This window comes from Pseudomonadota bacterium (genome assembly GCA_023229365.1).
In the GTDB taxonomy this organism is placed as follows: Bacteria; Myxococcota_A; Polyangia; order JAAYKL01; family JAAYKL01; genus JALNZK01.
In genome coordinates this window covers 24,429-48,240 of record JALNZK010000029.1, presented here as the reverse complement: position 1 = coordinate 48,240, position 23,812 = coordinate 24,429, and the positions used below count along the sequence as shown (strand labels likewise).

Genomic DNA, 23,812 nt, shown 5'->3' with positions numbered 1-23,812 from the left:
GCTCGTGATAGGCCCGCGGCGCGAGATCGAGCTCTACGAGAAGATGGTGCGCGACTTCGACATCTCGTCGGGTGCGCGCCGACCGTCCCTGCCCCCTCCAACGGCGGACTGATCGCTCACCCCTGCCGCGGCGGGCCGGGCTCGCACTCGCGCTCGTGCCAGACGTCGTGCGCGGTGGCGACCGACGCGGTCTGGGCGAGGATCGCGCCGATCGCGAAGATGTGGAACGCCTTGATCACGTAGACGATCCACTTGTGCGCCTCGAGCTGTGGCACCGCGAGCGCCGCGCCGGTCAAGAGCGCGAAGACGCAGATCTTCGCCGTGGACGCGGAGATCCGCTTCAGCCGTGCCGGGCAGGCGCTGCGGGCGAGGACGGCGCTGTTGCGGAACGCGAGGACGAGGACGGCGATCCCGAGCACGGCGTGCACGTGCCCCTTGTGGGGGATCGGATCGAACACCGCGACGAACAGCGTCGCGAAGCAGAGCCAGACCATGCCGTAGAGCGCCTTCCAGGTCGTCATCCGGGCCTCCTTGCGTGAGGTGCGATCAGTCGTCGTGGCAGATCCCGCACATCTTGTGCGACGGGCGCTCGTCGCGCGATACGGGCGGCTTCCAGCCCGGCGGGTGCGGGTTCACGCCGCCCGAGGCGTGGCAGCGGACGCACACCGACGCGGGCCCCTGGTCGTGGCACGACGCGCACTCGGCGATCCTGCGCCGCGCGGCCCGGCTGTGGCTGTCCGCCCCGCCCGCCTGCAACCACGTCGATGGATGCGGGCTCACGCGCCCGAGCGCCGCCCCTGCCCCGCTCCGCTCGTGGCACGCGGCGCAGAACGTCGTGCCGTGGCACTTCAGGCAGCTCGTGTCGCCCGACCGCGCCTTCAAGACGTGCCGCGAGATCCACTCGCCCTCGTGCATGAAGCTGCGGTCCACGCGCTCCTGCATCCGGAACGACGGCACGACCGTCATCGTCTTCGCGTGGCAGTCCGAGCAGAACGACGGATCATGGCACGTGGCGCACACGTCCGCGCCGCCCGCGGCCGCAAGCCCGTGCCGATCGAAGAACCCCGGCTCGTGGGAGTAGAGCGTCTCGGGCGCGCGCTCGTACAGGGCGAGCCGATCGTGGCAGAGCTTGCAGTCGCCCGCGTCCATGTCGTCCTGGTGGCACGCGTTGCACTCCGGGTGCGCGGGCAGGAGCCGGTTCTTCGCGGTGATCGTCGGCGCGTTCGCCGCGTCGCCGTGGCAGCGCGCGCAGTCCGCGTCCCGCTCCTCGTGGCGCTGGTGCGAGAAGAGGAGGTGTGTCTCGGGCCGCTCGACGTACGTGCCCGGCGCCCCCGCGTTCGTGTGGCAGGTGCCGCATCCCTCCGGGCTCCCGACGTCATGGCAGTCGCCGCACGCGGCCATCTTCATGAGCGGATCGACCTCGCGCTCCGCGTCCTCAAAGAGCCCCTGGTGGCAGTCGCCGCACGCGATCCCCTGCTCGGCGTGCACGTTGTGCGAGAAGACGATCGTGTCCGGCGCCTGCCTCGTCGCGGCCGAGCACGCGCCGACGATCGCCGCGGCGGCGAGGAGGCGCAGGCGTTTCCCGCAGAGGCGCGTCATGGCCGCCCCCGCCCGACGAACCGCACGTCGAAGTTGTAGAGGAACTTGAGCATCCCCCGCGTCTCCTGCCGGACGTACGGCGTGGCCGAGTGCGAGGCGTAGCCGCCGACCTCGAACCTCGAGGTTCCGTAGTAGAGCCCGCCGTCGACGAGGAACCCGAGCCGCCGGACCTTCGACGCCCCCGACACGCCGTCGACCGAGCCGTACGGCGCGTTCCAGGCGTCGTCGAAGACGTCGACGTAGCCGTTGCCGACCGCGCGCAGCCCCTCGACCGCGATCGGGATGATTAGCCCGCCGTGGAGCTGGTGCACGCCGAGGTCGGACTCGCCCTGGCGCGTGTAGTCCGCGACGATCCGGCCCGCGCGCGTCCTGCCGAACCGCGCGACCGCGCCGCCCTCCACCTCGTAGCCAGTGTCCACCACCGCGGCGTACGCGGGATCGGCCGCCGCGCCGCGCCGATCGAGGTAGCTGTAGAACCTATGGTGGTACTCCGCGTAGAGATCCAGCCACTCGACGGGCCGGACCCTCACCGCGCCGCCGACCGCGTCGTACTCCTCGGTGGAGAACACCGAGAAGATCGACATGTGCGAGAGGTAGAGCGTCGGATCCGCGTGCCTATAGTCGGCGCCGAACGAGAGCGCGCGGATCGGGTGGATATCGAGGACGAGGTTCGCCTCCTGCAGGCGGCTCGCCGCGAGATCGAGCACGGCGTTGCCGGTCGCGCCGAGCCACGAGAGCGGCGTGAAGTCGAGGTCGACGCCGAACAGCCGCCTATCGATCTCGTCGAGCTCCGTCACCTCGAGCACGGACACGCCGGCCGAGACGCGGCCCGCGAGCCTGTAGAAGATCCGCCCGCCGACCGCGTAGTCGCCGTCCCGATCCCAGTCGCTGAACCCGGCGCCGTAGTCGTCGTACCCGGCGGACGCCGGCGGATCGCGGTACCAGTCCGGGCCGAGATCGGGCGACACGACGAGGCCGCCGAGCACCTCGATCCCGACGTGCGCCGGGGTCTCGTACGCCGCGACCAGGCCGTCGAGGTGCAGCCCGCGCGTCGCGCCGGAGTAGACGAGCTGGCGCCCGAGCCGGATGTCGGCGCCGTGATCGCGATACTGGACGAATAGAACCGTCGGATCGGCGACGAGGCGGTTGTCGAACCACACGTCCGCGAGATCGATACCCGCCCAGCCCTGGAACTGGACCGAGAGCCCCTTCACGCCGATCTCGTCGGCGCGCAGCTCGAACGTCTCGTAGAACGGGAACACGCGCTCCGAGCGGATCGCGTACCGCCCGGCGCCGATGCTGCGCATGCGCGGCCGCTGCGTGAGGAACAGCTCGGATCGGAGCCTCCCGGAGACGCGCGTGTTCAGAGACGGCTCGGGTGGCCCGCCCGCCTTTGCCGCGGCCACGGGCTCCTCGACCGGCTCGGCGTCGGCGTCCGCTTCGGGCGCCCCGGCGTCGGCCTCGAGCTCCGGCGCCTCCGGCCCCTCGGCGCCCGCGTCGAGCGGCTCCTGTGCGACCACCGCCGCGGCGTAGATCGCGACGATGATCGCCGAGAGCGCGGCGCTCCTCACGGCCGCGCCCCCACGCCGTCGTCCTCTCCCTCGTCCTCGAAATCGACCTCGCCGTTGATGTGGAAACCGGGATCCAACGCGTGGTCGTTGTACGCGTCCTCGTGGCAGCTCTTGCACTCGTCGTCCGACGGGTGGGGCGACGGTGGCGGGATGGAGTGGCACGAGCCGCATGGAATCGAAGGGCCGCCGAGGGATTCGTTCAAGTTCCCCGCGTACCAATCCGGCTCCGTGAGCGTGCCGCCGCCGAGCGTAGCGCCATGGCAGTACACTCCCGCGCAGGTGTAGGAAGAACTGCTCCACACTGGCTCCGCCCCGTCGGCGCGCGCGAGCCCGCCCTCGGGGAACACGACATCGACCGCGGCGTTCAGGTGCGTCCCGTCGTACCCGCCGCTCGCCGGCACCGGGTGGCACTCCGAGCACGCGAACGCCTTGCCGTACGTGCCGTTTCCCGAGACGTGCGCCGCGTGGGCGTCGCTGTTTCCCTGGGCGCCGTGGCACTGCCCGCACGCGCCGTCCGAAGCGCCGCCGTCGTTCTCGCGGTCGTCGAGCACCTCCATGCAGGCCGCTGGCGCGATCGCCAGCAGCGCGCCGAGCGCCAGGGAGAAGGGGCGCGAAAGACGGGGCCGTCGAGTCATCGGTGGGACCCTCCTGTAAGGAAGTCTTCCCTACTGTACCTGTTGAAGTCGAATCTGCAAGCGGCTACCGGGCGCGATCCGACCGCTCGAAAAGCGCGCAGCGGGGCCCGCGGGCGCGCAGCTCCCAGCCGCCCTTCGCGACATGGGGCAGCTCATTCCATCCGGGCCGCGCGACGACCGCCTCGGTCCCGGTGGCGTCCAGCAGGCGGAGGGCGTCCTCGCTCCCGGCCCAGATCCGGGCGCCCGCGCGGTGGAGCTCGGGCGGGTACTCGCGGTTGCGGCCGTCGATGAAGACCCGCGCGTGCGGGAGCCGCCAGATGACGTAGCCGGCCCACGAGCGCAGCGTGAAGACGCGCGTGACGGACGGCGTCAAGGCGAGCGCCTCGACGCACGCGACCGGGAGGCTCCCCGCATCCAACTCCGCGCGACGGTACTCTTCGGAGGCGACGATGGCCAGCGCCGCGCCGGGCGTCCAGCCGAGCACCCAGGCGAAGCGCAGGAAGATCGCGGCGGCGAGGACGACCGCGGCGCCCTGGGCGATCGCCAGCCGCGCCGGGGAGACCGCCCGTCCCCCGAGGGCGACGAGCAGACGACCGAGCGGCAGCACGAGCAGCCAGAGGTTGCGCTCGAACGCGACGGCGAGGGCGCAGGCGAGCAGCCCGGGCACGATCTCCCGCGCGGCGTCCCTCCGGCGACCGCGGCCGCTGAGGAAGCGGTGGACCGCCCAGATCGCATAGGCGGCGACGAGGACGGCCGCGACATGCTTGGCCCACGGCGTCACCGCGGTGGCGGGCGCCCAGAGCGGCGCGAACTCCGTGTTCACGTCGCCCCGCGTGGACAGCCCGAAGAGGACGTACTCGAGCGTCGACGACCACGGCGGCGTGGCGAGCGGCGCGACGCAGACGATCGCGACCTGCAGGGCGTGGCGGCGTGGCGGCGGCGGCAAGGGCTCGTTCGGACGCGGCGAGAGCCGATAGAGCGCCTGATCGGCGACGAAGAACGGCAGGAACATGAGCGCCTCGGCCGTGAGGTTCCCCCAGGCGAGCATCACGAGCGCGAGCAGCCCGGTGCGCTTCCAGGAGGCGGCGAGGCGCCCGCCGCGAAACGCGTGGAACGCCGCGAGGAACAGCGCCATGGAGGCGAGCTGCGGGACGGGCATCATCTTGTACCGCGCGAACAGGGCGAACGCCGCCACCGCGAGGAGCGCGCCGGCCGCGCCCGCACGCCGCCCCACGACGACGACGAGGCCTATCGCGGTCGAGAGGACGATCGCGAGCACGAGGAGGCGCAGCGCGTTCCAGCCCCACCCGGCGTGGAGCAGCGCGACGACGAGCTCGAAGCCCCACTCGTGGTTGTTCCAGGCCGCGCCGTGCATGGTGTACGAGAACGGGTCCGCCGCGGGGAACGTCCCGGTCTCGAGCGCGATCTCGCCGGTGCGCACCTGCCAGAACACGTCGCTCGCGGCGAGCGGCCGGGTCGCCCAATGGACGAGCGGCAGGGCGAGGAAGACGAGCCCGAGGAAGGCGATCCGGGAGATCCATGTGCGCAACGAGGACACCTCATCCCGCGGCAGCCGCCCGCGGACGCTCCCGATGATAGCCGGTATCCGATGGGAGGTGCGCGATTTCGGCTGCGCCTCCTCGCAGAATTGGCGGTCGCCCTCCCATGCCGCTACACTGCGGAGCGGGAGGCGAGCTCGACTATGAACACCGCGCGCCGCATGGGTCCCTTCCTCGGCCTCTTGGCACTGGCCTGCACGCTGCCCGGCTGCGGCAACGGCGGGCGGGATCTCGCGCCGGACCGGCCCGCTCCCCCCGGGGGAGAAGCCGGCGACTCCGGTGCGGCGCCCGAGGGCAACGCTCCGACGACGAGCGCAGCGGCGACCCCCGCTACCCCGACGAGCGACGGCGGGCCGCGGTTCGAGCCGATCTTCGGCTTCGTTGAGAGGCTCGCGTCGGCGCACCTCCGCTCGTCCGGCCTGCTGATCGACTTCGGGACGGAGGCGCGTCACAAGTACACGTTCGGCGACTGGCGCTCCGGCTGGCGCGGGGACTACGAAAAGGACGGGACGACGTTCACGTACCTGAGCGGCGCGACCGGGAAGATCGTGTTCGACATCGCGCCAGCGGAAGCGGGCGGCGGCTCCATCGCGATCCGGGCGCGCGCCGTGGGCGGCGGCGGCGGGCGGGTGTACCTGAACGGCGCGCACATCGGGAACGCCGAGTTCGGGACGTCCGAGTTCGGCCACGCGGACGTGCGCTTCGGCGCAGGGCTGCGCGCCGGGCGCAACGAGATCGTGCTCCGCTTCAACACGCGCAAGCCCGCCCACGACGGCCGCGGCGCGTCGCTCGCCGTCGACTACGTGCGCGTGGCCTTCGCCGGATCCGAGGGCGGCGCGGCGGCAGCGGCGTACGACGCGTGCCGGGAGAAGGCCGGAGGCAAGGAGGGGACGCTCGTGCTGTCGGCCGGGGAGTCGCTGACCTTCAACCTCCCGATTCCCGAAGGCGCGATCGCGCGCGGCGCGTTCCGTTCCGAAAACGGCGGCACCCTCGTCGTCTCTGCCCGCGAGGACGGCGGCGCGCGCGCGGAGCTCGAACGGCGGCCCGCCCCGCGCGACGGGGCACGATTCTCGATCGGCCTCGGCGCGTCGGCGGGAAAGGCGGTCGCGCTCACCCTGGCGGCCGAGGTGGGCGACGTGGCGCTCGACGGCGCCGGGCTCTACGTCCCGGCGCGCGCGAGAGCCGAAACCGAGGTCAAGCAGGCCAGGAACCTGATCGTCATCCTCATCGATACCGTGCGCGCCGATCACCTGCGGCCCTACGACCCGGACTCGCGCGTCGTGGCGGAGCAACTCGGGCGGATCGCGGCGGAATCCACGGTTTTCGAGCGCGCGTGGGTCCAGGAGAACTGGACCAAGCCGTCCACCGCGACGCTCCTGACCGGCCTCTTCCCGACCACGCACCGGACGAAAACCGAGACGAACAAGGTGCCGGAGTCGGTCGCGCTCGCGTCGCAGCACTTCCGGGGCCAGGGCTTCGCGACGGCGGCGTTCGTGGCGAACGGCTACGTGTCGGGCAAGTTCGGCTTCGAGCGCGGCTGGGACGCCTGGACGAACTACGTGCGCGAGGGCAAGCCGAACCGCGCCCAGTTCGTCTCGGACGACGTCATCGCGTGGCTCGACAAGCGCCCCAAGGAGAAGCGCTTCTTCCTGTACGTGCACACGATCGACCCCCACGTGCCGTACATGCCGCCGCGCGAGTACCGTGCGAAGTACGACGACGATCCGTACACCGGGCCGGTGGAGCCGACCCGCACCGCGGAGCTCCTCGAGAAGATCAAGGTCGGCGCGATCCGGCTCTCCCTCCGCGACAAGCAGCGGCTCGAGGCGCTGTACGACGGGGAGATCAGCTACCACGACGATCACCTGGCCCGCATGTTCGAGGCGTTCGAGGGCGCGGGGCTCCTCGACGACTCGCTCGTGGTCATCACGTCGGATCACGGCGAGGAGTTCTTCGACCACGGCTCCGTCGGCCACGGGCACTCGATGTACGAGGAGCTCCTGCACGTGCCGCTGATCATCCGGCCGCCTTCCGCAGGGGCGCAGACCGCCCGCCGCACGGACGTCGAGGTCGGGCTGGTCGACGTGCTCCCCACGGCGTGCGAGATCCTCGCGGTGCCCTGCCCGGAGGAGATCGAGGGCCGCAGCCTTCTGCCGCTCCTCCGCGGCGGGGCGGGCGACTTCCCGCGCGCCGTCTTCTCGGAGTTCCTCGACGGGCAGCGCGCCGCCCGCATGGGACGGCTGAAGCTGATCGTGCGGGGCTCCTCGACGACCCTCTTCGATCTCGCCGCGGATCCGGGCGAGACGCGGGATCTCAGCGACGCGCAGCCGATCGCCCTGGCCTTCATGCGCGAGCAGCTCGGCGCGCACCTCGGCCGGTTCATCGAGGCCGGCGGCGCGGGTGAGACGGGCGCGGCGCCGAAGAAACACCACGCGAGCGAGGACGTCCGCATCGACGCCGCGACTCGGGCACAGCTCGAGGCGCTCGGCTACATGGGGCACTGAAACAAGGAGCAACCACCATGAAACGCTTCGTGATCTCGTGCACTATCGCGCTCGCCGTCACCGCCATCGCGCGGCCCGGCGCGGCCCAGTGCAAGACCGACATCGACTGCAAGGGGGACCGGATCTGCGAAAACGGGCAGTGCGTGACGCCCGCGGCACCGGTCGCACCCGCCCCGGTCGCCCCGGCGCCCGCCGCCGCGGCGAGCCCGGCTCCGGCGCCGAAGCCGATCTTCAACCGCCCGAAGCCCCGCCCGATCGCGGCGTTCGAGAAGGGGTACCTCGAGTTCGACGCGATGATCGGCGTCGGATCGTGGGGGCAGAAGCGAATCAAGTCCGACGATTCCGATTATCAGGACGGGTTCGAAGACGCGGGCGTCGACTCGCGCTCGGCCGGCACGGGACCATACGGCGGCATCTACGTCGCGCCCAGGTGGGCCGCGTCGCCGAGCTTCCACATCGGCCCGTACTTCCGCATCGGCAAGGGCGAGAACATCGGCGTGCGGATCGAGGACAGCGACGCTATCGAGTATGACGACGACGATCTCGAGGACATCGGCCACCTGCACGTCGGAGTGGGCGCCTCGCTCAAGTTCGGCGGCCTCGTGGGCTCGCGGGTGTGGGTCGGCGGCGGCCTCGACCTCGGGTACCACCGCACGGGGATCGAGGACGGAGAGCCGGGCATCGTCGGCATCGATGAGCCGGAGAAGTACAACGGGTTCGAGCTTCTCCCGCGGTTCTGCGTCGAGATCTTCCTGTTCAACCTGAGCGGCTTCAAGATGTCGATCCCGATCTCGGTCGGCGCGGCGATCGTCCCGTTCTCCAAATGGAAGGCGAGCGACGATGACGTCGAAGAGGTCTGGGAAGACGACTACGAAGCGTACGTCTGGGCTTGGCAGATCGAGCCCGTGATCATGTTCGGCTTCGCGATCGGGGCATGATGCAGGCCCAAGGGCGAGGCGAGCCCTCGCCCCTACTCGTCGATCGGCGGCAGGGGCGCGACCGTCCCGTCCTTCAGGATCTCCTCCACGCGCCGCTCCGCGGCGTCGAGCCGCGCCGCCCCCTCCCGCGCCAGCCCCACGCCGGCCTCGAACCTCTTGAGCGCCTCCTCGAGCGGGAGCACGTCGCCCTCGAGATCGCGGATCACGCCCTCGAGCTCCTCGAGGATCTTGTCGAACGAGCGCTCCGGCGATTCGGCCTTGGCGTCCTTCTTGGGCATCGTGTCCCTCCGTCGCATCCCCAGTCGACCTGAAGATGCCACAGCTCAGCGCCCGGCGTCGACCCCGCGCCGCGGCACGTACACCGCGAGCGATCGCGTCGTGAACGCCCGCTCGTAGCGCTCAAAGACCGCGCGCTGGAACCTCCGGACGGCGCCCTTCGCGTGCCGGGCTCCCGTGCTGCGGTCGCGGCCGAAGTCGAGCGCGTCGTCGGACCTGTGCAGGACGATCGCCCGCGGCGCCCGCCGCTCGACGGCCCGGGTGAGCGCGCGCAGCGTCGTCAGGTGCAGCCGGGCCGCGTCCTTCTCCCTCCCCTTGGCGAGCACGGCGTGCGCCCCGAGCTCCGTCCCCGGGAGGACCCCGCGCCCGGCGGCGACGGCGATCGCGGGCAACGGCGTCAGGATCGGGCCTCCCGGGACCCGGCCCCGGACGTACGCGGCGACCATCCCCGTCTCCGCGCCGGCGTCCCCGAGGCCGGCGGACGGGATCGGCAGGTACAGCGCGATCAGCGGCGTCAGCCACAGGGCGTGGCGCAACGGGCTCCCGCCTCCGCGGGCCAGGGTCCACGCCGCCGCGAGCCCCGCTCCTGCGACCAGCGGCGCGACCGTCGCGACCGTCGGTGAATCCTCGCCGGGGACGACGATCGCGACGGCCACCCCGGCCGCGGCCGCGGCGAGGGCGCCGAGCTCCACGACCCTCCTGCCCGCGACGAGCGACGGCGACGCCACGAGCCCCGCGGCGAGCGCCAGCGCCGCGCCGGGCGAGATCGCGAACATCGGCGCCGCGACGCCGTGCATCGCCTTCGCGGCGGAGCCGGCCGAGAGGGCGGCCCACGCGTCGGCGAGCGCGCCGTCCGGCGAGATCGCGGCGAACGGCGCCAGGGCGGCGGCGGGGACAGCGACGCCGGCGCACGCCGCGGCGACCCGTCGCCACCGCGAGCCCGCCCCCGCGCCGAGGCAGATCGCGAGCGGCGCGACCGCGACGAAGGCGAGCGGCGCGCACCCGACGGCCAGCGCGCCGGCGATCGCGAGGGCCGCCACACGCGGCGCGAACCGGGTCGTCGACAGCGCCGCTGCAGCGGCGAGACAGAAGAACGCCGTCGAGGGGCCTGCGGATCCGCCCGCGACGACCGCGCCCGTCCAGTGCGGGGACGCGGCGACGCAGAACGCCGCCACGGCGCCGAGCTCGGCCCGGCGCGTGCGCTGCGCGAGCGCGATCCCGAGGACCAGGAGCCCCGCGGCGGCGAGCAGGGCGTTCAGGAGGCGCATCTGCACCGTCCCGAAGCCGACCGCGGCGAGCGGCGGCCCTGCCACGAAGGGGAACAGCGGCCCCGCCGCGCAGGCGAAGTCGCGCCCCGGCACGCGGCCGCCCATCGCGGCGCGGGCGGCCAGCAGATCCGCGCCCTCCCCGACGGAGATCGGCCGATCGAACACGGCGTCCGCGGCGTTCCACGCGAACGCGAGGGCGGCCAGGCACGCGCCGAGCGCGATCGGGAGAAGGCGCCAAAGCTCCGCCCGTCCTCCGCTCAACGCCGCCTCCTGCCGCCGCGAACCGCGCGCGCGGCGCCGGCGAACCAGACGCCCAGCACGGCGACGAGGGCGGCGAGCGAGGTGAACAGCGCGAGGCGGTGTCGCAGGGGCATGCGCCACTCGAGCTCCAGCCGGTGCGCGCCCGCCGGGAGGTGGACGCCCACGAGGTCGGGCCCCACGGAGAAGGACGGGTACGGCCTGCCGTCGAGGAGCGCGCTCCAGCCCGGGGCGTTCTCCATCGGCAGCACGGCGACCACCGGCCGCAGGTTGTCCACGTCGAAGACGAAATCCTGATACGTGCGCCTGCGCAGATCGACCATCTCGATCTGGCTGACCTCGAGGCCCGGGTCCAACTCCTCGCGCTCCTCGGCCTTCGCGGCCGCGCGCGGAGCCGGGCCGCGCTCCGCGGGCAGCAGGGACCACACGGGCTTCGCCCCCGTGGGGACGATCGCCACGCCGGCGATCGGCAGCGGCGAGATGACCCTCACCCTCTTCGCGACGCGCCGCAAAGCGCCCGCGTCCTCCCGGGCCCGCTCGTGGTCGAGGTACAGCACCGCCGCCGCGACACCGAGCAGGCCGCTCTCCTCGAGCGCCCCGGCCGGGACGCGCATCGGGATCGGCGTGCGCTCGTCCCAGAGGCTCGATCGGTACTTGGAGAGCCAGCTCTTCTGGAGCCAGATCCATTGATCGTCGGCGCACACGACCGGCAACGGCCGGCCGACGAGCGGCCGGAGGAAGTGGTCGTGCCCCGTGTCGAGCAGCGCGACCGACGACGGCTTCTTCGAGCGGCGGCTCTTGCCGCTCGGCAGGCGCTCGAGCGAAGACGCGCCGTCCTGGTCCGTGGCGTCGAGCAGCGGCTCGATCTCCTTGCCCGACCCCGTGAACCAGCGCGCGCCGATCATCGAGAACAGCGCCCCGGAGCGGGCCGGCCCCGACAGCCCGACGCAGAGGTGGTACGCGGCCGTGGGCCCGGTGCCCTTCCAGTGCGTGCAGTACGGCGAGAAGCCGTGCGCCGCCAGCCACCCCTGGCGGATCTTCGATTGGATCCCGGCCTTGAACTTCACCCCGATCCGAAATGGGTAGCCGTCGCGAGACAGGCTCGAGGCGGAGTCCACGACCTCGTCCAGGCCCGAGGTCGGGCGGATGTTCACGTGGGCGATCCCGAGCAGCACGATCTCGGCGCAGGTCCAGCCGATCCCCGCGGCGAGGGCGAGGCAGAAGACCGCGGTCGCGGGGATCCTCGCGTAGAGCCGCCGGCGCGTGACGACGAGGGCGTACGCGGCCCGGCCGATCGCGCCGACCCCGAGCGCGGCGAGGCCGAAGGCGAAGAGCTCGACGAGGTACGTGCAGCGGAACGCCTGGATCGCGTCCATGAACGGCAGGTGCCCGAGCCAGCGGAAGTCGTCCGGCCCGGCGAACAGCATGAGCGAGAACGCGAGCCCGGCGAGCAGGAAGCGCCGCGACGTGCGCCGGACGCCCGCCAGCGCGACCAGGGCGCCGAACGCCGTCAGGATCGTGAGCACCGGGGGGCGCGTCTTCAGCGTCCCGATGATGCTGATCCGGTCCATGAACTTGTCGTTCGCGTCGCGCGCGTCGCCCTTGCGCGGCGGATCGTCGAGCAGGCGCCCCGTGCCCGCGACCATGGCGAGCTCGGACCGCGAGACGCTCGTGAACCAGTGCACGCCCCGCCCCCGGATGACGGAGTCCGGGATCGGCCGCATCGAGCTCGTGTGCTCGATGAACGGGAACGCCCAGAACGCGGCGAGCGCGGCGCCGAGCACGGCGAACACCGCGAGGCGCGCGAGGTTGCGCCGGAGGCCGATGTCGGTGACGGCGAGGTAGAGCGCGCCCGCGAACACGGCGTACACGGACATGATGGCGTGGGACAGGAACGCCAGCGCGAAGAGGAACGCGGTCGTCGAGGCGCGGTTCTCGCCGCGCAGCATCCCGATGAAGCTCCCCATGAACCACGGCAGGAACAGGCCGCCCATCGACTGCGTGACGATCCCGGCCTCGAAGTACGCCTCGAACGAGTTCCCGAACGCCGCGACGGATATCATCGACAGGAGGCCGCCGACCCCGGCGGTCCAGCGACCCAGCCCGAGCTTGCGGAGGAAGTACGCGTAGGCGAACGGCGAGAGCGCGAAGCACACCACGATCGCGGTGTTGTGCACGAACCGGATGTCGAGGCCGGCGAAGAGGTTCCACGCGACGGTGTTCAGGTAGAAGAGCGCCTGGTAGAAGCGGAGCACGGGCTGCCCGAACTCCACGCCCAGCGGCCCGAACGGGTTGTCGCCCGCCGCGACACCGTGCGCGATCGCGTACTCGTTCATCACGTGGTAGAGGTCGTCCCCGGCGCGGTTGAGCACCGGCCCGACGAGGATCCACATCGTGCTCATCGACGCCACCGCGGCCGCCGCGGGGAGGAGGTGGTGCCCGTGGGCGGCCAGCAGGCCGAGGAGCCGCCGCCCGAGCCCGCGGAGGCGGCCGCCGCGAACCGGCTCGGGTCTCTCAGAGCTGGACATGGTTCGCCGGCACCTCGAAGCTCGCCGTCGGCCCCGCCTCGCCGCCTTGCAGGAGCCGCCAGTAGTAGGTCTTCCCGGGCCGGATGTCGTTGAGGTTGTGGGTGGTGCCGGTGACCACGCGCTTCAGGATCGGTTTGGAGAAGGAAGGATCGCCCACCGAGACCTCGAGGGTCACGGGCTCCTTCCGCGTCCCCTTGTTCCACTCGAGCGACACGCGCCCCCCGGACACGGTGCATCCCTCGAGCGGCTGCTGGGGGGCGGGCCCGGTCCCGCCCACGGCGACCCCGATCATCGCCGCGGCGAGACCCGCGACCAGGGCCGCGGCCGCGAGGTATCGCCAGACGAACCGGGCGACGAAGCCCGCGACGCCGAGGACGCGCATGGACGGCACCTTAGCACAACTGATCCGCGGGGCCGCAGTTGTTCTTGCCTAGGACCCGGGCGCGTTGTAGAAGACCCCCTGGCGAGGCAGAAATGAGGTTGACGCGACCTCGGCGGATGAAGATAATGCCGCTTCGCCAGTGGCGGAAGGAGACGAAGGTCACCATATGTCGGCGCTTCACACGGAAAAGAAACAGGAGATCATCTCCAGGTACAGGCAGCACGGGAGCGACACCGGTTCGCCGGAGGTCCAGATCGCGCTCATCTCGGAACGGATCACGTACCTGACGGATCATTTCAAGACGCACGCAAAGGATCACCACTCGAGGCGTGGGCTGCTCAAGCTCGTCAGCAAGCGGCGCCACATGCTCGACTACCTGAAGCGCGCCGACCTGGAACGGTACCGCAAGCTGATCCGGGATCTCGGCATCCGGAAGTAGGGCGGCTCCCCGAACGATTCAAACCATGTGTTGGGATTCGTTGGAATCATTAGTCTTGTTCTGTGCGCGCGTTCGCTGAACGCGGGTAAAGACCAGGGCTAACCTCCTCCGGATCGGCGAGCACATGGCCCTTTGCCGGCGGGAAGCCGGCGGGAAGGTCGGCATGTGCCCATGTTCATCAGGGAAAGCGTAAACATCCACGGCAAGGAGGTCACGCTCGAGACCGGGCGCATCGCCAAGCAGGCGAACGGCGCCGTGCTCGTCGGCCTCGGCGACACGCTCGTGCTCGTGACGTCCGTGGCGTCGAACTCGCCGCGCGAGGGGATCGACTTCTTCCCGCTCACCTGCGAGTACACGGAGCGGCAGTACGCGGGCGGAAAGATCCCCGGCGGCTTCTTCAAGCGCGAGGGCAGGCCCCGCGAGGACGAGATCCTCACGTGCCGCATCATGGATCGGCCGATCCGGCCGATGTTCGCGGAGGGCTTCGTCAACGAGACGCAGATCATCGCGACGCTGCTCAGCTCGGACCGGGCGAACAAGGGCGACGTGCTCGCGCTGACCGGCGCCTCCGCGGCGCTGCACCTCTCCGAGATCCCGTTCTTCGGCCCGCTCGCCGGGATCCGCATCGGCCGCGTCGACGGCGCGTTCGTCGCCTACCCGACGCTCGAGGAGATCGAGAAGAGCGACATGGACATCATCCTCGCCGCGAACCGCGACGCGATCCTCATGGTCGAGGGCGGCGGCAAGGAGATCTCCGAGCGCGACGTCGTCGAGGCGCTCGAGTTCGGCCACGCGGCGATCCAGCCGCTGCTCGAGCTCCAGGACGCGATGCGCGCGTCGGTCGGCAAGCCAAAGTGGCAGTTCGCGGCGCCCGTGAAGGACGCCTCCCTCGCCGCGCGCGTCCGCGAGCTGTACGCGGCCAAGCTGGACGAGGCGACCCAGATCCGCGCCAAGCACGAGCGGTACGGTCGGATCGACCAGCTCGGGGCCGAGGCGGTCAAGGCGCTCGAGGCCGAGTTCCCGGAGCGCAACAAGGAGATCGCCGGCGCGGTCAGCTCCCTGAAGAAGGAGATCGTCCGCCGCCGCGTCCTCGACACGAGCATGCGCATCGACGGGCGCGGGTTGACCGACATCCGGCCGATCACCTGCGAGGTGGGCGTCCTGCCGCGCGTGCACGGGACCGGGCTCTTCACCCGCGGCGAGACGCAGGCGATCGTCACGACGACCCTCGGCGTCTCGACCGACGAGCAGCGCCTCGACGGGCTGTACACCGAGAGCTTCAAGAAGTTCATGCTGCACTACAACTTCCCGCCCTACTCGGTGGGCGAGGTGCGGCGCCTCGGCGGTACGTCCCGCAGGGAGATCGGCCACGGCGCGCTCGCGGAGCGGGCGCTCGAGAAGATTTTGCCTTCGCGCGAATCGTTCCCGTACACGATCCGCATCGTGAGCGAGGTCACGGAGTCGAACGGCTCGTCGTCCATGGCGACCGTGTGCGGCGGCTGCCTCTCGCTCATGGACTGCGGCGTCCCGATCACGGCCCCGGTGGCCGGCATCGCGATGGGGCTCATGACCGACGGTCAGAATACCGCGATCCTCTCCGACATCCTCGGCGATGAGGACCACCTCGGCGACATGGACTTCAAGGTCACCGGCACGGCGAAGGGGATCACCGCCGTCCAGATGGACATCAAGATCAAGGGGCTCAAGCGCGAGGTCATGGAGAAGGCCCTCGAGCAGGCGCGCGTCGGCCGGCTCCACATCCTCGATCGCATGCTCGCGACGCTCGACAAGCCGCGCGCGGAGCTGTCCAAGCACGCGCCGCGCATCACGACGCTCCGGGTGCGCCCGGATCAGATCCGCATCATCATCGGCCCCGGCGGCAAGATGATCCGCGGCATCGTCGAGCAGACCGGCGTCGACATCAACGTCGAGGACGACGGCACGGTGCTCATCGCCACCCCGGACGCCGAGGCCGCGGCCAAGGCGGTCGCGATCATCCAGGGCCTCCTGCGCGAGCCGACCCCGGGCGAGGAGTTCGAGGGCACGGTGGCGCGGATCGCCGACTTCGGCGCGTTCGTCAACATCCTGCCCAACGTCGACGGCCTCGTGCACATCTCGGAGCTCGCCTGGGAGCGCGTCGAGAAGACCGAGGACATCTGCCACGAGGGCGACACGATGCGCGTCAAGGTGCTCGAGATCGACAACTCCACCGGCAAGATCCGGCTGTCGCGCAAGGCGCTGCTCGAGAAGCCCGAGGGGTACGTCGAGCGGCCCCCGAGGCCCCCGCGCGAGGGCGGCGATCGGGATCGCGGCCCGCGGCGTGACGGCGGCCGGGGCGGCGATCGCGGGCGCGGGCGACCCGGCGGCGGCGGCGGCGGTCGCCGTTAGCTCCCTCCCCCGTCCACTCCGTCCACTCCGTCCATTCCGTCCATCGCCGTTTCGCTAACGCCAGGAACAGCTTGCCGCGAGGCTGACCGTGCTCTACTTTTCTTCGAGGAGGTGGCCCATGCGCAGCTTTTCCGTGTTGGTCGAACAGGACGAGGACGGCGTCTTCATCGCGCACGTGCCCTCCCTTCCGGGATGCCACACGCAGGGCGCCTCGCTCGTCGAGGTCGAGAGGCGCATCAAAGAGGCGATCCGCCTGTACCTCGACGTGGCCAAGAAGCGCCGCACACCGATCCAGCAGCATAGATTCGTCGGCGCCCACATGGTCGAGGTGGCATGAGCCGTCTGCCCCTGATCACCGGGCAGGCGATGTGCGCGCTCCTCGCGACGTTGGGCTTCGCGAGAGTCCGCCAGCGCGGGAGCCACGTGTTCCTGGCGCACCCGGACGGACGCAGCATCGTGGTACCCGTCCACAAGGGAGAGAACCTCGGACGTGGTCTCATCCGCACGATCCTGCGCGAGGCGAACCTGAGCATCGGCGAGTACGTGAAGCGAAAAGGGTGACGACCGACCAAGCGCCATCGGTACGGTACAGCGTCACTACCCGTTCGGCAGGGGTATTCAAGCCAGCTCGGCTCGCCGGAATCGACACCGACTGAGGTTCCTTGGTACTCTGCTCGGGTCGGAGGGGGATACCGATGAGCTGCTTCGCCCATGTCTTGAAGATCGTTTCGCTTCTCTCCGCCGTCCTGCTTGTCGCCTGCGGTTCGAGCCGTGCCGTTTCACCAGTCGAGACGCCCGCTGCTCCTGAACCGGCGACCGAAACCGACGGGGGCGTGGACGAGGAGGGCACCGGTATCGCTGTAGCCGAACGCGAACTTATCTGTCGAATTCATGTTCCATCCTCTGTCCCGAGTTCGAGTTCCGACCGACCGTGTATCTCACGTGCACTTCAGGAAAGCGCGTCTGCGTGTCAGGCGACCGCCAGTTCTGAAAAACCGTTGGGCTTTGCCGACCGAAATGCCGACCTGTTTGGTTTTGCTTCGTCCGAGCTAGGGAGGGAATGGCGTTCTTGTTTCCCTGGAAGGGATCTCTGCAGGGACGACAGCAGTCTGCTCAACTGGAAGAAGGTTCTTTCCGAGACTTGGCGCGGAGAGCAGACCAACCCCGAATACGCCCATCATCTGGCCGATCACTTCCTTCACGATGCGCTGTCTTTCCAAATGTTGGTCATCGGTCTCGAAGACCGCATCTGCCGGGAACCCTATGAAGCGAGCCTCGCGCCCGACAAGATGCGGCTTCAAAGAATCGTTTTTCTCAAGGTCTCCTCAGCGGCAGCAGAGAACGCGAAGACGGCAATCGAGCTGTTTCTGCGCGCGTATCCTGATGACCCGAGGGGCGAAAAGATGCCTTTCACTCTCGGGGTTCTCGATTGGCTCGGCGCGACACAAGAACTCCCTGGCTCCCCGGCGGGAGAACTAGACCCTTCGATCCGACGGTTCGAAGAGCAGCGGGAAAAGTACCCGGAAAGCCGGCTGGCGGCCTCGGCGGTGGCGATGATCGCGGGGATGGCATTGACTCGTGGAGACTTCGGCGCGGCTCTCGCGGCCTGTGATTCACAGCCCAAGGTTTCTGCTGCAGTCCGAGAAGGGCTGTTCGTCTCGTACTTCCGCGCTCACGCACTGTGGGGTCTGGGTAGGTACGACGAGGCCGTTGCGGCCTGGGAATCCGTTGCGAAGAACGATTTACAGTGGGGCAACGACTCGACGAGTAACTTATATTTCTGTGTTCGTGCGGCTGCTCTCGAACTCGCGTCCGCGTACTCCTCCCTCGGCGACTGCACGAAGGCCGCGGAACTTCTTTCTCGCCTCCGAGAGAGCGGGGTCGGAGACTGCACCGAAGCGGCGGCGGTGAGATGAAGGTCATCTATAAGATCACCTACCCCAACGGGAAGATCTACGTCGGCAAGGATCTCACCGACAGCATCAACTACTTCGGCAGCGCCAACGGCGACCTGATCGCCGCGGACTTCACCAGGGAGTCGAGCTGTGCTGCAGAGAAACGGGCCGGCCTCACCAGGCCTTGGGCCGGAACCCCTCGGAGTTGAGGCACACCGCGTCGTCGCCGGCCTGACCGATGACGAACAACCCAGCGCCCTCCGCGAACGCGGCCTGCTTCTCCGGGATCACCATCGCCGCCATGGCGCCGAGCACGCGGGCGTCGGCGTAGCGGGGGAACAGCTCCTTGAACAGCGCCAGCCGCTCGAGGTGCTCCTCGACGTCGCGCTGCGACAGCTTCGACTTGACCTCGACGACCACGACCTCGGCGTCGTCCACGACGAGCAGATCGACTTGCGCCTTCTTCCCGTTGCGCTCGGCCTCGAGATCGCGGTGGGTCTCGCGGACGTCGATACCGCGCTCGCGGAAGAGCCGGACGAGACCGGGCCGCACGACGCCCTCGACGAACTCGCCGAGCCGGTTGCCGAGCCCGCCGATCTGCTTGCCGAGATCCGCGAGCCTCCTGTCGGTCTCGCGCATTCTGCGATCGGTCTCCTTCGTCTGCTCCGCGAGCTCGTCCATCACCCGTCTCAGATCCGCGGTCGAAACTTCGCGCTCCATCTCTCGCCCTCCTCCGGAAGTATATCGCGCGGCACCGCGCCACGCACCGTCTGTATCGGTCGTTCTCGCCAAAGGTTTCCGAAAAAGAGACAGCCTCCCGCGGGAATAGCGCTTTGCCCCGATCTGTTGCACAATGTGCAGTGGAGGGAGAAACCATTGAGAACCATCCCCTTTCCGGAAATCTCGAAAGACCCCAAGAAATACGAAGAAGTCGGCGCAGTCCTCGAGCAGGGAGGGCTCGTGTGCGTGCCGACGCCGTCCGGCTACAAGCTGTTCGCCGATCTCGCGTCGCCGAAAGCGGTCACCGCGATGCTCCAGGCCAAGCGCCGCGTCAAGAACGCGCCGTCGCTCGTCTTCGTCCCGGACGCGACCTGGGTGGAGCGCGTCGTGGACGCGGTCTCGGAGGAGGCCAAGCGCCTGATGCGGGAGCTGTGGCCCGGCCCGCTCACGCTGCTCTTCAAGGCCGGGGAGCGCATCGATCCCAAGGTGCGCAAGCCGCTCACCAAGGCCAAGGGCTGGCTCGGCGTCCGGATGCCGGAGGACGAGGTGTCGGCGGGAGCGCTCCTGGCGCTCGGGCGGCCGGTGATCGTCTCGTCGGCGAACCTGGCCGACAAGGGCGGCGCCCACTCCGTCGCCCAGATCAAGAAGAACTTCGGCCGCACCGTCGAGCTGCTCGTCGACAAGGGCGACGTGGCGCCCTCCGCGAGATCGACCCTCGTCGACGTAAGCGACGGCATGCCGAAGATCGTGCGCGCCGGAGCCGTCGGCGAGGACCGCATCGCGGCCGCACTCGGCGCGTAGAGCAGGCGCCCTTTAAATGATATAGATCTTCCGTCCCCTCGAGGCGTCGATACCGGGCACGTTTTCCTATGGGAACGGGAGGTTCACACATGCACAGGACGAGAGCTCTCATGTGGACGGCGGTATTCGCCGTCGCGGGCTGCGGGCCGTCGCTCAAAGGCGACGTGCAGGAGGGCGGCGGCGACGAGGCCCGGATCGCGGGTGGGGGGGCCGGCGGCGCGCAGCACGAGGTCTACGACGCGCCGGCGCAGAAGTTCACCCCGAAGCAGCACGGCGCCCACGGCCGCGCCGTCTGGTCCGGGCCCGGCGATCTGTCGGCCCTGCCGAAGCTTCGGATGAACCTCGAGGGCTGCTTCGGCGTGCACGAGAAGGAGGAGTCCCAGGTCGCGACCCCGCCCTACGGGGGGGCGAAGCCCGGCAAGGCGAAGGACTCGTCCGGCGTGAAGAAGGGCGGCGGCGTCCACAAGAAGCCCGCCGAGCCCAAGAAGGACGCGAAGCCGAAGGCCGCCTCCGGGGGCGGCGCGACCGGGCTCGACGACCTGGTCGGCGGGGGATCGATCGGCACCGGCGGGGCCTCGGCGTCGCAGCCGTCCGGACCGCCGCCGTCGTACTCCCAGCAGCCGACGACCCCGACGGCGACGCCGGCGCCCGACGCTGCCGCGCGATACAGCGTACCCGCCGCCGAGGCTGCCGCGCCGGCCGAGGTCGCCGACTCGTCGTCCGTCTCCTCCGCGCCGCGCGACGAGGAGCAGAAGCTCGCCGGCGACCACGACGCGCGGATCGCCGCGGGCGAGGACGACCGGGAAGCGGAGCCGCTCTCCGAGTACGAGGACTGGGGCGCCGAGATCTACCTCTCCAACGACGACTCGATGAGCCTCTCGTCCGCGCAGCGCGTGATGTTCGCGGTCGACAACTTCCTCCCGCTGCCGCTCGAGCACATCCGGCCGCACGAGCTGCTCAACTACTTCTCGTTCGAGACGCGGGAGGTCGGCCCGGACGACGACTTCTCGGTGCTCGCCGACGTCGCCGCCGACCCGCGCGAGGCCGGCATCTACACGCTCGCGCTCGCGGTGCGCGGCCGCCCCGTGACCAAGGAGACGCGCCGCAACGTCGCGCTGACCTGGGTCGTGGACCGATCCGGCTCGATGCAGGCCGAGGGGCGCATGGAGTACCTGAAGCAGGGCCTGCGGCGCAGCCTCGCCGAGCTCAAGCGGGGCGACGTCGTCCACATGGTGGCGTTCGATCACACCGTCTGCGCGCCGGTCGAGAACTTCGTCGTCGGCCGCGACGACATGCAGAAGCTCGAGCGGGCGATCGACCTGCTCGGACCGCGCGGCGCGACGGACATCCACTCGGGCCTGACCCTGGGCTACGCGATCGCGGACCGCGCCTACCTGCCCGAGCACTCGAACCGCGTCGTCCTCGTCACGGACGCGCTGACCAACACGGGCGTCACCGACGAGCGGATCATCGCCACGGTGTCGAAGTACTACGACCAGCGCCGCATCCGGCTGTCCGGCGTCGGCGTGGGCTCCGAGTTCAACGACGAGCTGCTCGACCGCCTCACCGAGCGCGGCAAGGGCGCGTACGTGTTCCTCGGCTCCCCGGCCGAGGTGGACGCGGTGTTCGGCCCGCGGTTCATCTCGCTCATCGAGACGACGGCGCTCGACGTCCACTTCCTCCTGCACCAGCCGCGGTCGCTCCGGATGAACGTCTTCTACGGCGAGGAGAGCTCGACCGTGAAGGAGGACGTCCAGGCGATCCACTACTTCGCCAACACCTCGCAGCTCTTCCTCTCGGACCTCATGGCGCGCGGCGGGAAGCTGCGCGGCCAGGACGACCTGATGCTCTCGGTCGAGTACGAGGATCCGGAGACCGGCGACGAGCTCGTCGAGGAGTACGCGTTCAACCTCGGGGAGATCGAGGGCGACGCCTACAACGTCCGCAAGGGGCGCCTCGTCATGGCCTGGATCGATCTGCTCGCGCAGATGGCGATGCTGCCGATCCCGGCGATGTACGCCACCTACGCCGGCTCGTGGCAGGATCCCGGCGGGTGGCAGGCGTGCGAGGACGGGCGGGAGGAGCTCGCGCGGCTCGCCGAGGGGCTCGAGTCCGATCCCGAGTCGCAGCGCGTGCTCGAGCTGTGGGGCAAGTTCTGCTCGCGCTACGAGCGCCCGCGCAACCCGGTGAAGCGCCAGTTCGCCCCGCCGCCGCCATCCTGGCCCGGCGCCCTGCCCACCGAGGACCCGCGGTAGCCCGGCCTTCCCCCGACCCCTATTGTCTTCGACATGCCGCGCACGACGCGGGCCGGCTCCCGCGGCGAGGCGCTCGGCGGCGCGGTCCGGGCGGCGGATCTCGTCGGGGCGGATCCCGAGCCCTTCGAGCGGGCCCTGCTCGACGGCGCGCGCCACCTCGTGGAGCAGCAGTTCGTCGCGCGCAACAGCTACTTCGTGCCCGCGGCGATGGACGTCCGCGGCGGGATCCGCATGGGGCTCGTCGACAACCACCTGCGGATCGACAACAACCAGAACGGGTTCATCGCGCTCCTGCGCGCCATCGAGGCGTACGACCGCCTCGCGGCAAGAGGCGGGCTCACCGAGCGGGATCGCTAGCGGACGCGGCCAGAGTCCGCAGCGCCGCGGCGAGTGGCGCCTCGTCCGCCTCGAGGACGGTGCGGAAGTCGATCTGGAAGGCGCCGTCGCGCACGGTGCCGACGATCGGCGGCTCGGCGTCCGCGAGCCGTCGCGCCACGGCGTCCGCCGACAGCCTCGACGTGATCCGCACCGCGGCGGACGGGATCTCCTCGCCCGGGGTGGAGCCGCCGCCGAACGTCGCCGCGCTGTCCACGACGGCGAACAGCGGCGCGCGCAGCCCGTTCGCCTCGAGGAACGCTGCGGCGCGGGCCCGGACGGCCTCCTGCGACGCGCGGGCGAGGGCCCAGAGGCCGACGCGCTCGTGCTCGCCGAGGACGTGGTGCTCGAGGACGATCTGGAGCATCGCGTAGATCACCTTGCTCACGCGGAGGATGCGCATCGCCGGGTTCTGCGCGAGCCGCCGCACGAGAACCGCGCCGCCCGCGATCGCCCCGGCCTGGACGCCGCCGAGCATCTTGTCGCACGAGAAGCACACGAGATCCGCGCCCGCGGCGAGCATCTCCCGCGGTGTCGGCTCGCCGTGGGGGCCGCCGGACCAGCCGGAGACCGGGTTCCCGGAGCCGAGGTCGCTGACGAGCAGGAGGCCGGAGCGCTTGAGCGCCGCGAGCTCCCGGACGTCCGGCGCCTCGACGAAGCCCGACATCCTGAAGTTCGCGTGGTGCACCTTGAGGAGGATCGCGAGGTCGTCGCGGATCGCGCGCTCGTAGTCCTCGAGGGCGGTGATGTTCGTCGTGCCGACCTCGGCGAGCGCGGCGCCCGAGCTCTCGAGGATCTCCGGGATCCGGAACCCGCCGCCGATCTGCACGAGCTCGCCCCGCGACACGGCGACCCGGCGGCCCGCCGCGAACTCCTTGAGGATCAGGAAGAGCGCGGCCGCGTTGTTGTTCACGACGATCGCGTCCTCGGCGCCGCACAGCTCCGCGAGGAGCTTCGAGACGTGCGGGCCGCGGGCCCCGCGCCTCCGCGACAGGACGTTGATCTCCAGGTTGCAGTAGCCGCCAACGAGGCGGGCCGCCTCGGCGAAGAGCTCCGCGCCGAGCGGCGCCCGGCCGAGGTTCGTGTGCAGGAGCACGCCGGTCCCGTTGATCACCGGGCCGAGCAGCTCGGCTCGGGCCCGGCGGCACCCTACGGCGACGTCGGCCGCGATGCGATCGAAGTCGGGCGCCTCCCCGTCCTGCAGCGCGCGGCGCTTCGCCTCCTCGACCGCGCGGCGGCAGATCGCCAAGACCTCGCCGCGGCCGAGGATCCGCACGTGCTCCTGCGCGACCGCGGTCGCGAGCAGCGCGTCGATCTTCGGCAGCGCCCGCAGATGCTGATTCGTGTCCGGTCTTTCCATGCCGCGAGTGTCACCGCGCCGCTCGCCGCGTGTCAAGGCGTCGAGAAGAATTGTCCCCTTT

The 23,812-nt window shown here is 70.5% G+C and carries 21 protein-coding genes and 1 pseudogene; 11 read left to right on the top strand and 11 right to left on the bottom strand.

Annotated features, from left to right (window positions below; all coding sequences use genetic code 11):
- Positions 1 to 116: 116 nt before the first annotated feature.
- The 5 genes from M0R80_14320 to M0R80_14300 all read right to left on the bottom strand — a co-directional run bounded on the left by M0R80_14320 (position 117) and on the right by M0R80_14300 (position 5,354).
- Positions 117 to 521 (bottom strand): hypothetical protein, encoded by a 405-nt coding sequence (locus tag M0R80_14320; protein ID MCK9460810.1) that lies wholly within the window; start codon positions 519 to 521, stop codon positions 117 to 119.
- Positions 522 to 546: 25 nt separating this feature from the next.
- Positions 547 to 1,599 carry a hypothetical protein gene (locus M0R80_14315; protein MCK9460809.1) on the bottom strand — a complete coding sequence of 351 codons (1,053 nt, stop codon included), beginning with the start codon at positions 1,597 to 1,599 and terminating at the stop codon, positions 547 to 549.
- Positions 1,596 to 3,170 (bottom strand): hypothetical protein, encoded by a 1,575-nt coding sequence (locus M0R80_14310; protein MCK9460808.1) that lies wholly within the window; start codon positions 3,168 to 3,170, stop codon positions 1,596 to 1,598. The genes M0R80_14315 and M0R80_14310 overlap by 4 nt, the downstream gene beginning before the upstream one ends.
- Positions 3,167 to 3,805: a hypothetical protein gene (locus tag M0R80_14305; GenBank protein MCK9460807.1), complete on the bottom strand. Its 639-nt coding sequence runs from the start codon at positions 3,803 to 3,805 to the stop codon at positions 3,167 to 3,169. Before M0R80_14305 ends, M0R80_14310 begins: the two co-directional genes overlap by 4 nt.
- A gap of 64 nt (positions 3,806 to 3,869) precedes the next feature.
- Positions 3,870 to 5,354, bottom strand: coding sequence for a hypothetical protein (locus M0R80_14300; GenBank protein ID MCK9460806.1), 1,485 nt, complete (start codon positions 5,352 to 5,354; stop codon positions 3,870 to 3,872).
- A 153-nt stretch (positions 5,355 to 5,507) separates the two neighbouring features.
- Between M0R80_14300 and M0R80_14295 the strand changes: the two genes are divergently transcribed.
- Together M0R80_14295 and M0R80_14290 are read left to right on the top strand one after the other, a co-directional pair.
- The gene (locus tag M0R80_14295; protein MCK9460805.1) at positions 5,508 to 7,868 is read left to right on the top strand and encodes a sulfatase-like hydrolase/transferase; all 2,361 of its coding nucleotides are present in this window, start codon (positions 5,508 to 5,510) and stop codon (positions 7,866 to 7,868) included.
- 17 nt (positions 7,869 to 7,885) lie between these two features.
- Positions 7,886 to 8,806: a hypothetical protein gene (locus M0R80_14290; protein MCK9460804.1), complete on the top strand. Its 921-nt coding sequence runs from the start codon at positions 7,886 to 7,888 to the stop codon at positions 8,804 to 8,806.
- A 32-nt stretch (positions 8,807 to 8,838) separates the two neighbouring features.
- Here the strand turns inward: M0R80_14290 and xseB are convergent, their stop codons facing one another.
- The 4 genes from xseB to M0R80_14270 are packed head-to-tail and all read right to left on the bottom strand — an operon-like array spanning position 8,839 to position 13,518.
- Entirely contained in the window at positions 8,839 to 9,084 is a 246-nt protein-coding gene (xseB, locus tag M0R80_14285; protein MCK9460803.1) for an exodeoxyribonuclease VII small subunit, read from the bottom strand.
- 45 nt (positions 9,085 to 9,129) lie between these two features.
- Complete coding sequence (locus M0R80_14280; GenBank protein ID MCK9460802.1) at positions 9,130 to 10,611, bottom strand: hypothetical protein; 1,482 nt, start codon at positions 10,609 to 10,611, stop codon at positions 9,130 to 9,132.
- The gene (locus M0R80_14275) at positions 10,608 to 13,136 is read right to left on the bottom strand and encodes a hypothetical protein (GenBank protein ID MCK9460801.1); all 2,529 of its coding nucleotides are present in this window, start codon (positions 13,134 to 13,136) and stop codon (positions 10,608 to 10,610) included. The genes M0R80_14280 and M0R80_14275 overlap by 4 nt, the downstream gene beginning before the upstream one ends.
- Entirely contained in the window at positions 13,123 to 13,518 is a 396-nt protein-coding gene (locus M0R80_14270; protein ID MCK9460800.1) for a hypothetical protein, read from the bottom strand. The genes M0R80_14275 and M0R80_14270 overlap by 14 nt, the downstream gene beginning before the upstream one ends.
- A 166-nt stretch (positions 13,519 to 13,684) precedes the next feature.
- Here M0R80_14270 and rpsO point away from each other — a divergent pair, with 166 nt between their 5' ends.
- The 6 genes and pseudogenes from rpsO to M0R80_14240 all read left to right on the top strand — a co-directional run bounded on the left by rpsO (position 13,685) and on the right by M0R80_14240 (position 18,383).
- The gene (rpsO, locus tag M0R80_14265) at positions 13,685 to 13,957 is read left to right on the top strand and encodes a 30S ribosomal protein S15 (protein MCK9460799.1); all 273 of its coding nucleotides are present in this window, start codon (positions 13,685 to 13,687) and stop codon (positions 13,955 to 13,957) included.
- Between the two features lie 171 nt (positions 13,958 to 14,128).
- A complete protein-coding gene (gene pnp, locus M0R80_14260) occupies positions 14,129 to 16,345 on the top strand; it encodes a polyribonucleotide nucleotidyltransferase (GenBank protein MCK9460798.1) in 2,217 nt (738 codons plus the stop codon).
- 118 nt (positions 16,346 to 16,463) lie between these two features.
- A complete protein-coding gene (locus M0R80_14255) occupies positions 16,464 to 16,682 on the top strand; it encodes a type II toxin-antitoxin system HicB family antitoxin (GenBank protein MCK9460797.1) in 219 nt (72 codons plus the stop codon).
- Complete coding sequence (locus M0R80_14250; GenBank protein ID MCK9460796.1) at positions 16,679 to 16,906, top strand: type II toxin-antitoxin system HicA family toxin; 228 nt, start codon at positions 16,679 to 16,681, stop codon at positions 16,904 to 16,906. Before M0R80_14255 ends, M0R80_14250 begins: the two co-directional genes overlap by 4 nt.
- Before the next feature lie 134 nt (positions 16,907 to 17,040).
- Positions 17,041 to 18,261 carry a hypothetical protein gene (locus M0R80_14245; GenBank protein MCK9460795.1) on the top strand — a complete coding sequence of 407 codons (1,221 nt, stop codon included), beginning with the start codon at positions 17,041 to 17,043 and terminating at the stop codon, positions 18,259 to 18,261.
- Positions 18,258 to 18,383, top strand: a pseudogene (locus M0R80_14240) (GIY-YIG nuclease family protein). The gene M0R80_14245 and the pseudogene M0R80_14240 overlap by 4 nt, the downstream one beginning before the upstream one ends.
- A gap of 31 nt (positions 18,384 to 18,414) precedes the next feature.
- On the opposite strand, the gene M0R80_14235 reads toward M0R80_14240, so the two are convergent.
- Positions 18,415 to 18,960 (bottom strand): DUF3782 domain-containing protein, encoded by a 546-nt coding sequence (locus M0R80_14235; protein ID MCK9460794.1) that lies wholly within the window; start codon positions 18,958 to 18,960, stop codon positions 18,415 to 18,417.
- Positions 18,961 to 19,116: 156 nt separating this feature from the next.
- On the opposite strand from M0R80_14235, the gene M0R80_14230 reads away from it, so the two are divergent.
- From M0R80_14230 to M0R80_14220, 3 genes are all read left to right on the top strand, one after another.
- Positions 19,117 to 19,761 carry an L-threonylcarbamoyladenylate synthase gene (locus tag M0R80_14230; protein ID MCK9460793.1) on the top strand — a complete coding sequence of 215 codons (645 nt, stop codon included), beginning with the start codon at positions 19,117 to 19,119 and terminating at the stop codon, positions 19,759 to 19,761.
- Between the two features lie 89 nt (positions 19,762 to 19,850).
- Positions 19,851 to 22,016: a VWA domain-containing protein gene (locus M0R80_14225; protein ID MCK9460792.1), complete on the top strand. Its 2,166-nt coding sequence runs from the start codon at positions 19,851 to 19,853 to the stop codon at positions 22,014 to 22,016.
- Between the two features lie 33 nt (positions 22,017 to 22,049).
- Complete coding sequence (locus M0R80_14220) at positions 22,050 to 22,373, top strand: hypothetical protein (protein ID MCK9460791.1); 324 nt, start codon at positions 22,050 to 22,052, stop codon at positions 22,371 to 22,373.
- On the opposite strand, the gene selA is transcribed toward M0R80_14220, so the two are convergent.
- Complete coding sequence (gene selA / locus M0R80_14215) at positions 22,354 to 23,751, bottom strand: L-seryl-tRNA(Sec) selenium transferase (protein MCK9460790.1); 1,398 nt, start codon at positions 23,749 to 23,751, stop codon at positions 22,354 to 22,356. The genes M0R80_14220 and selA overlap by 20 nt on opposite strands.
- Positions 23,752 to 23,812: the final 61 nt, after the last annotated feature.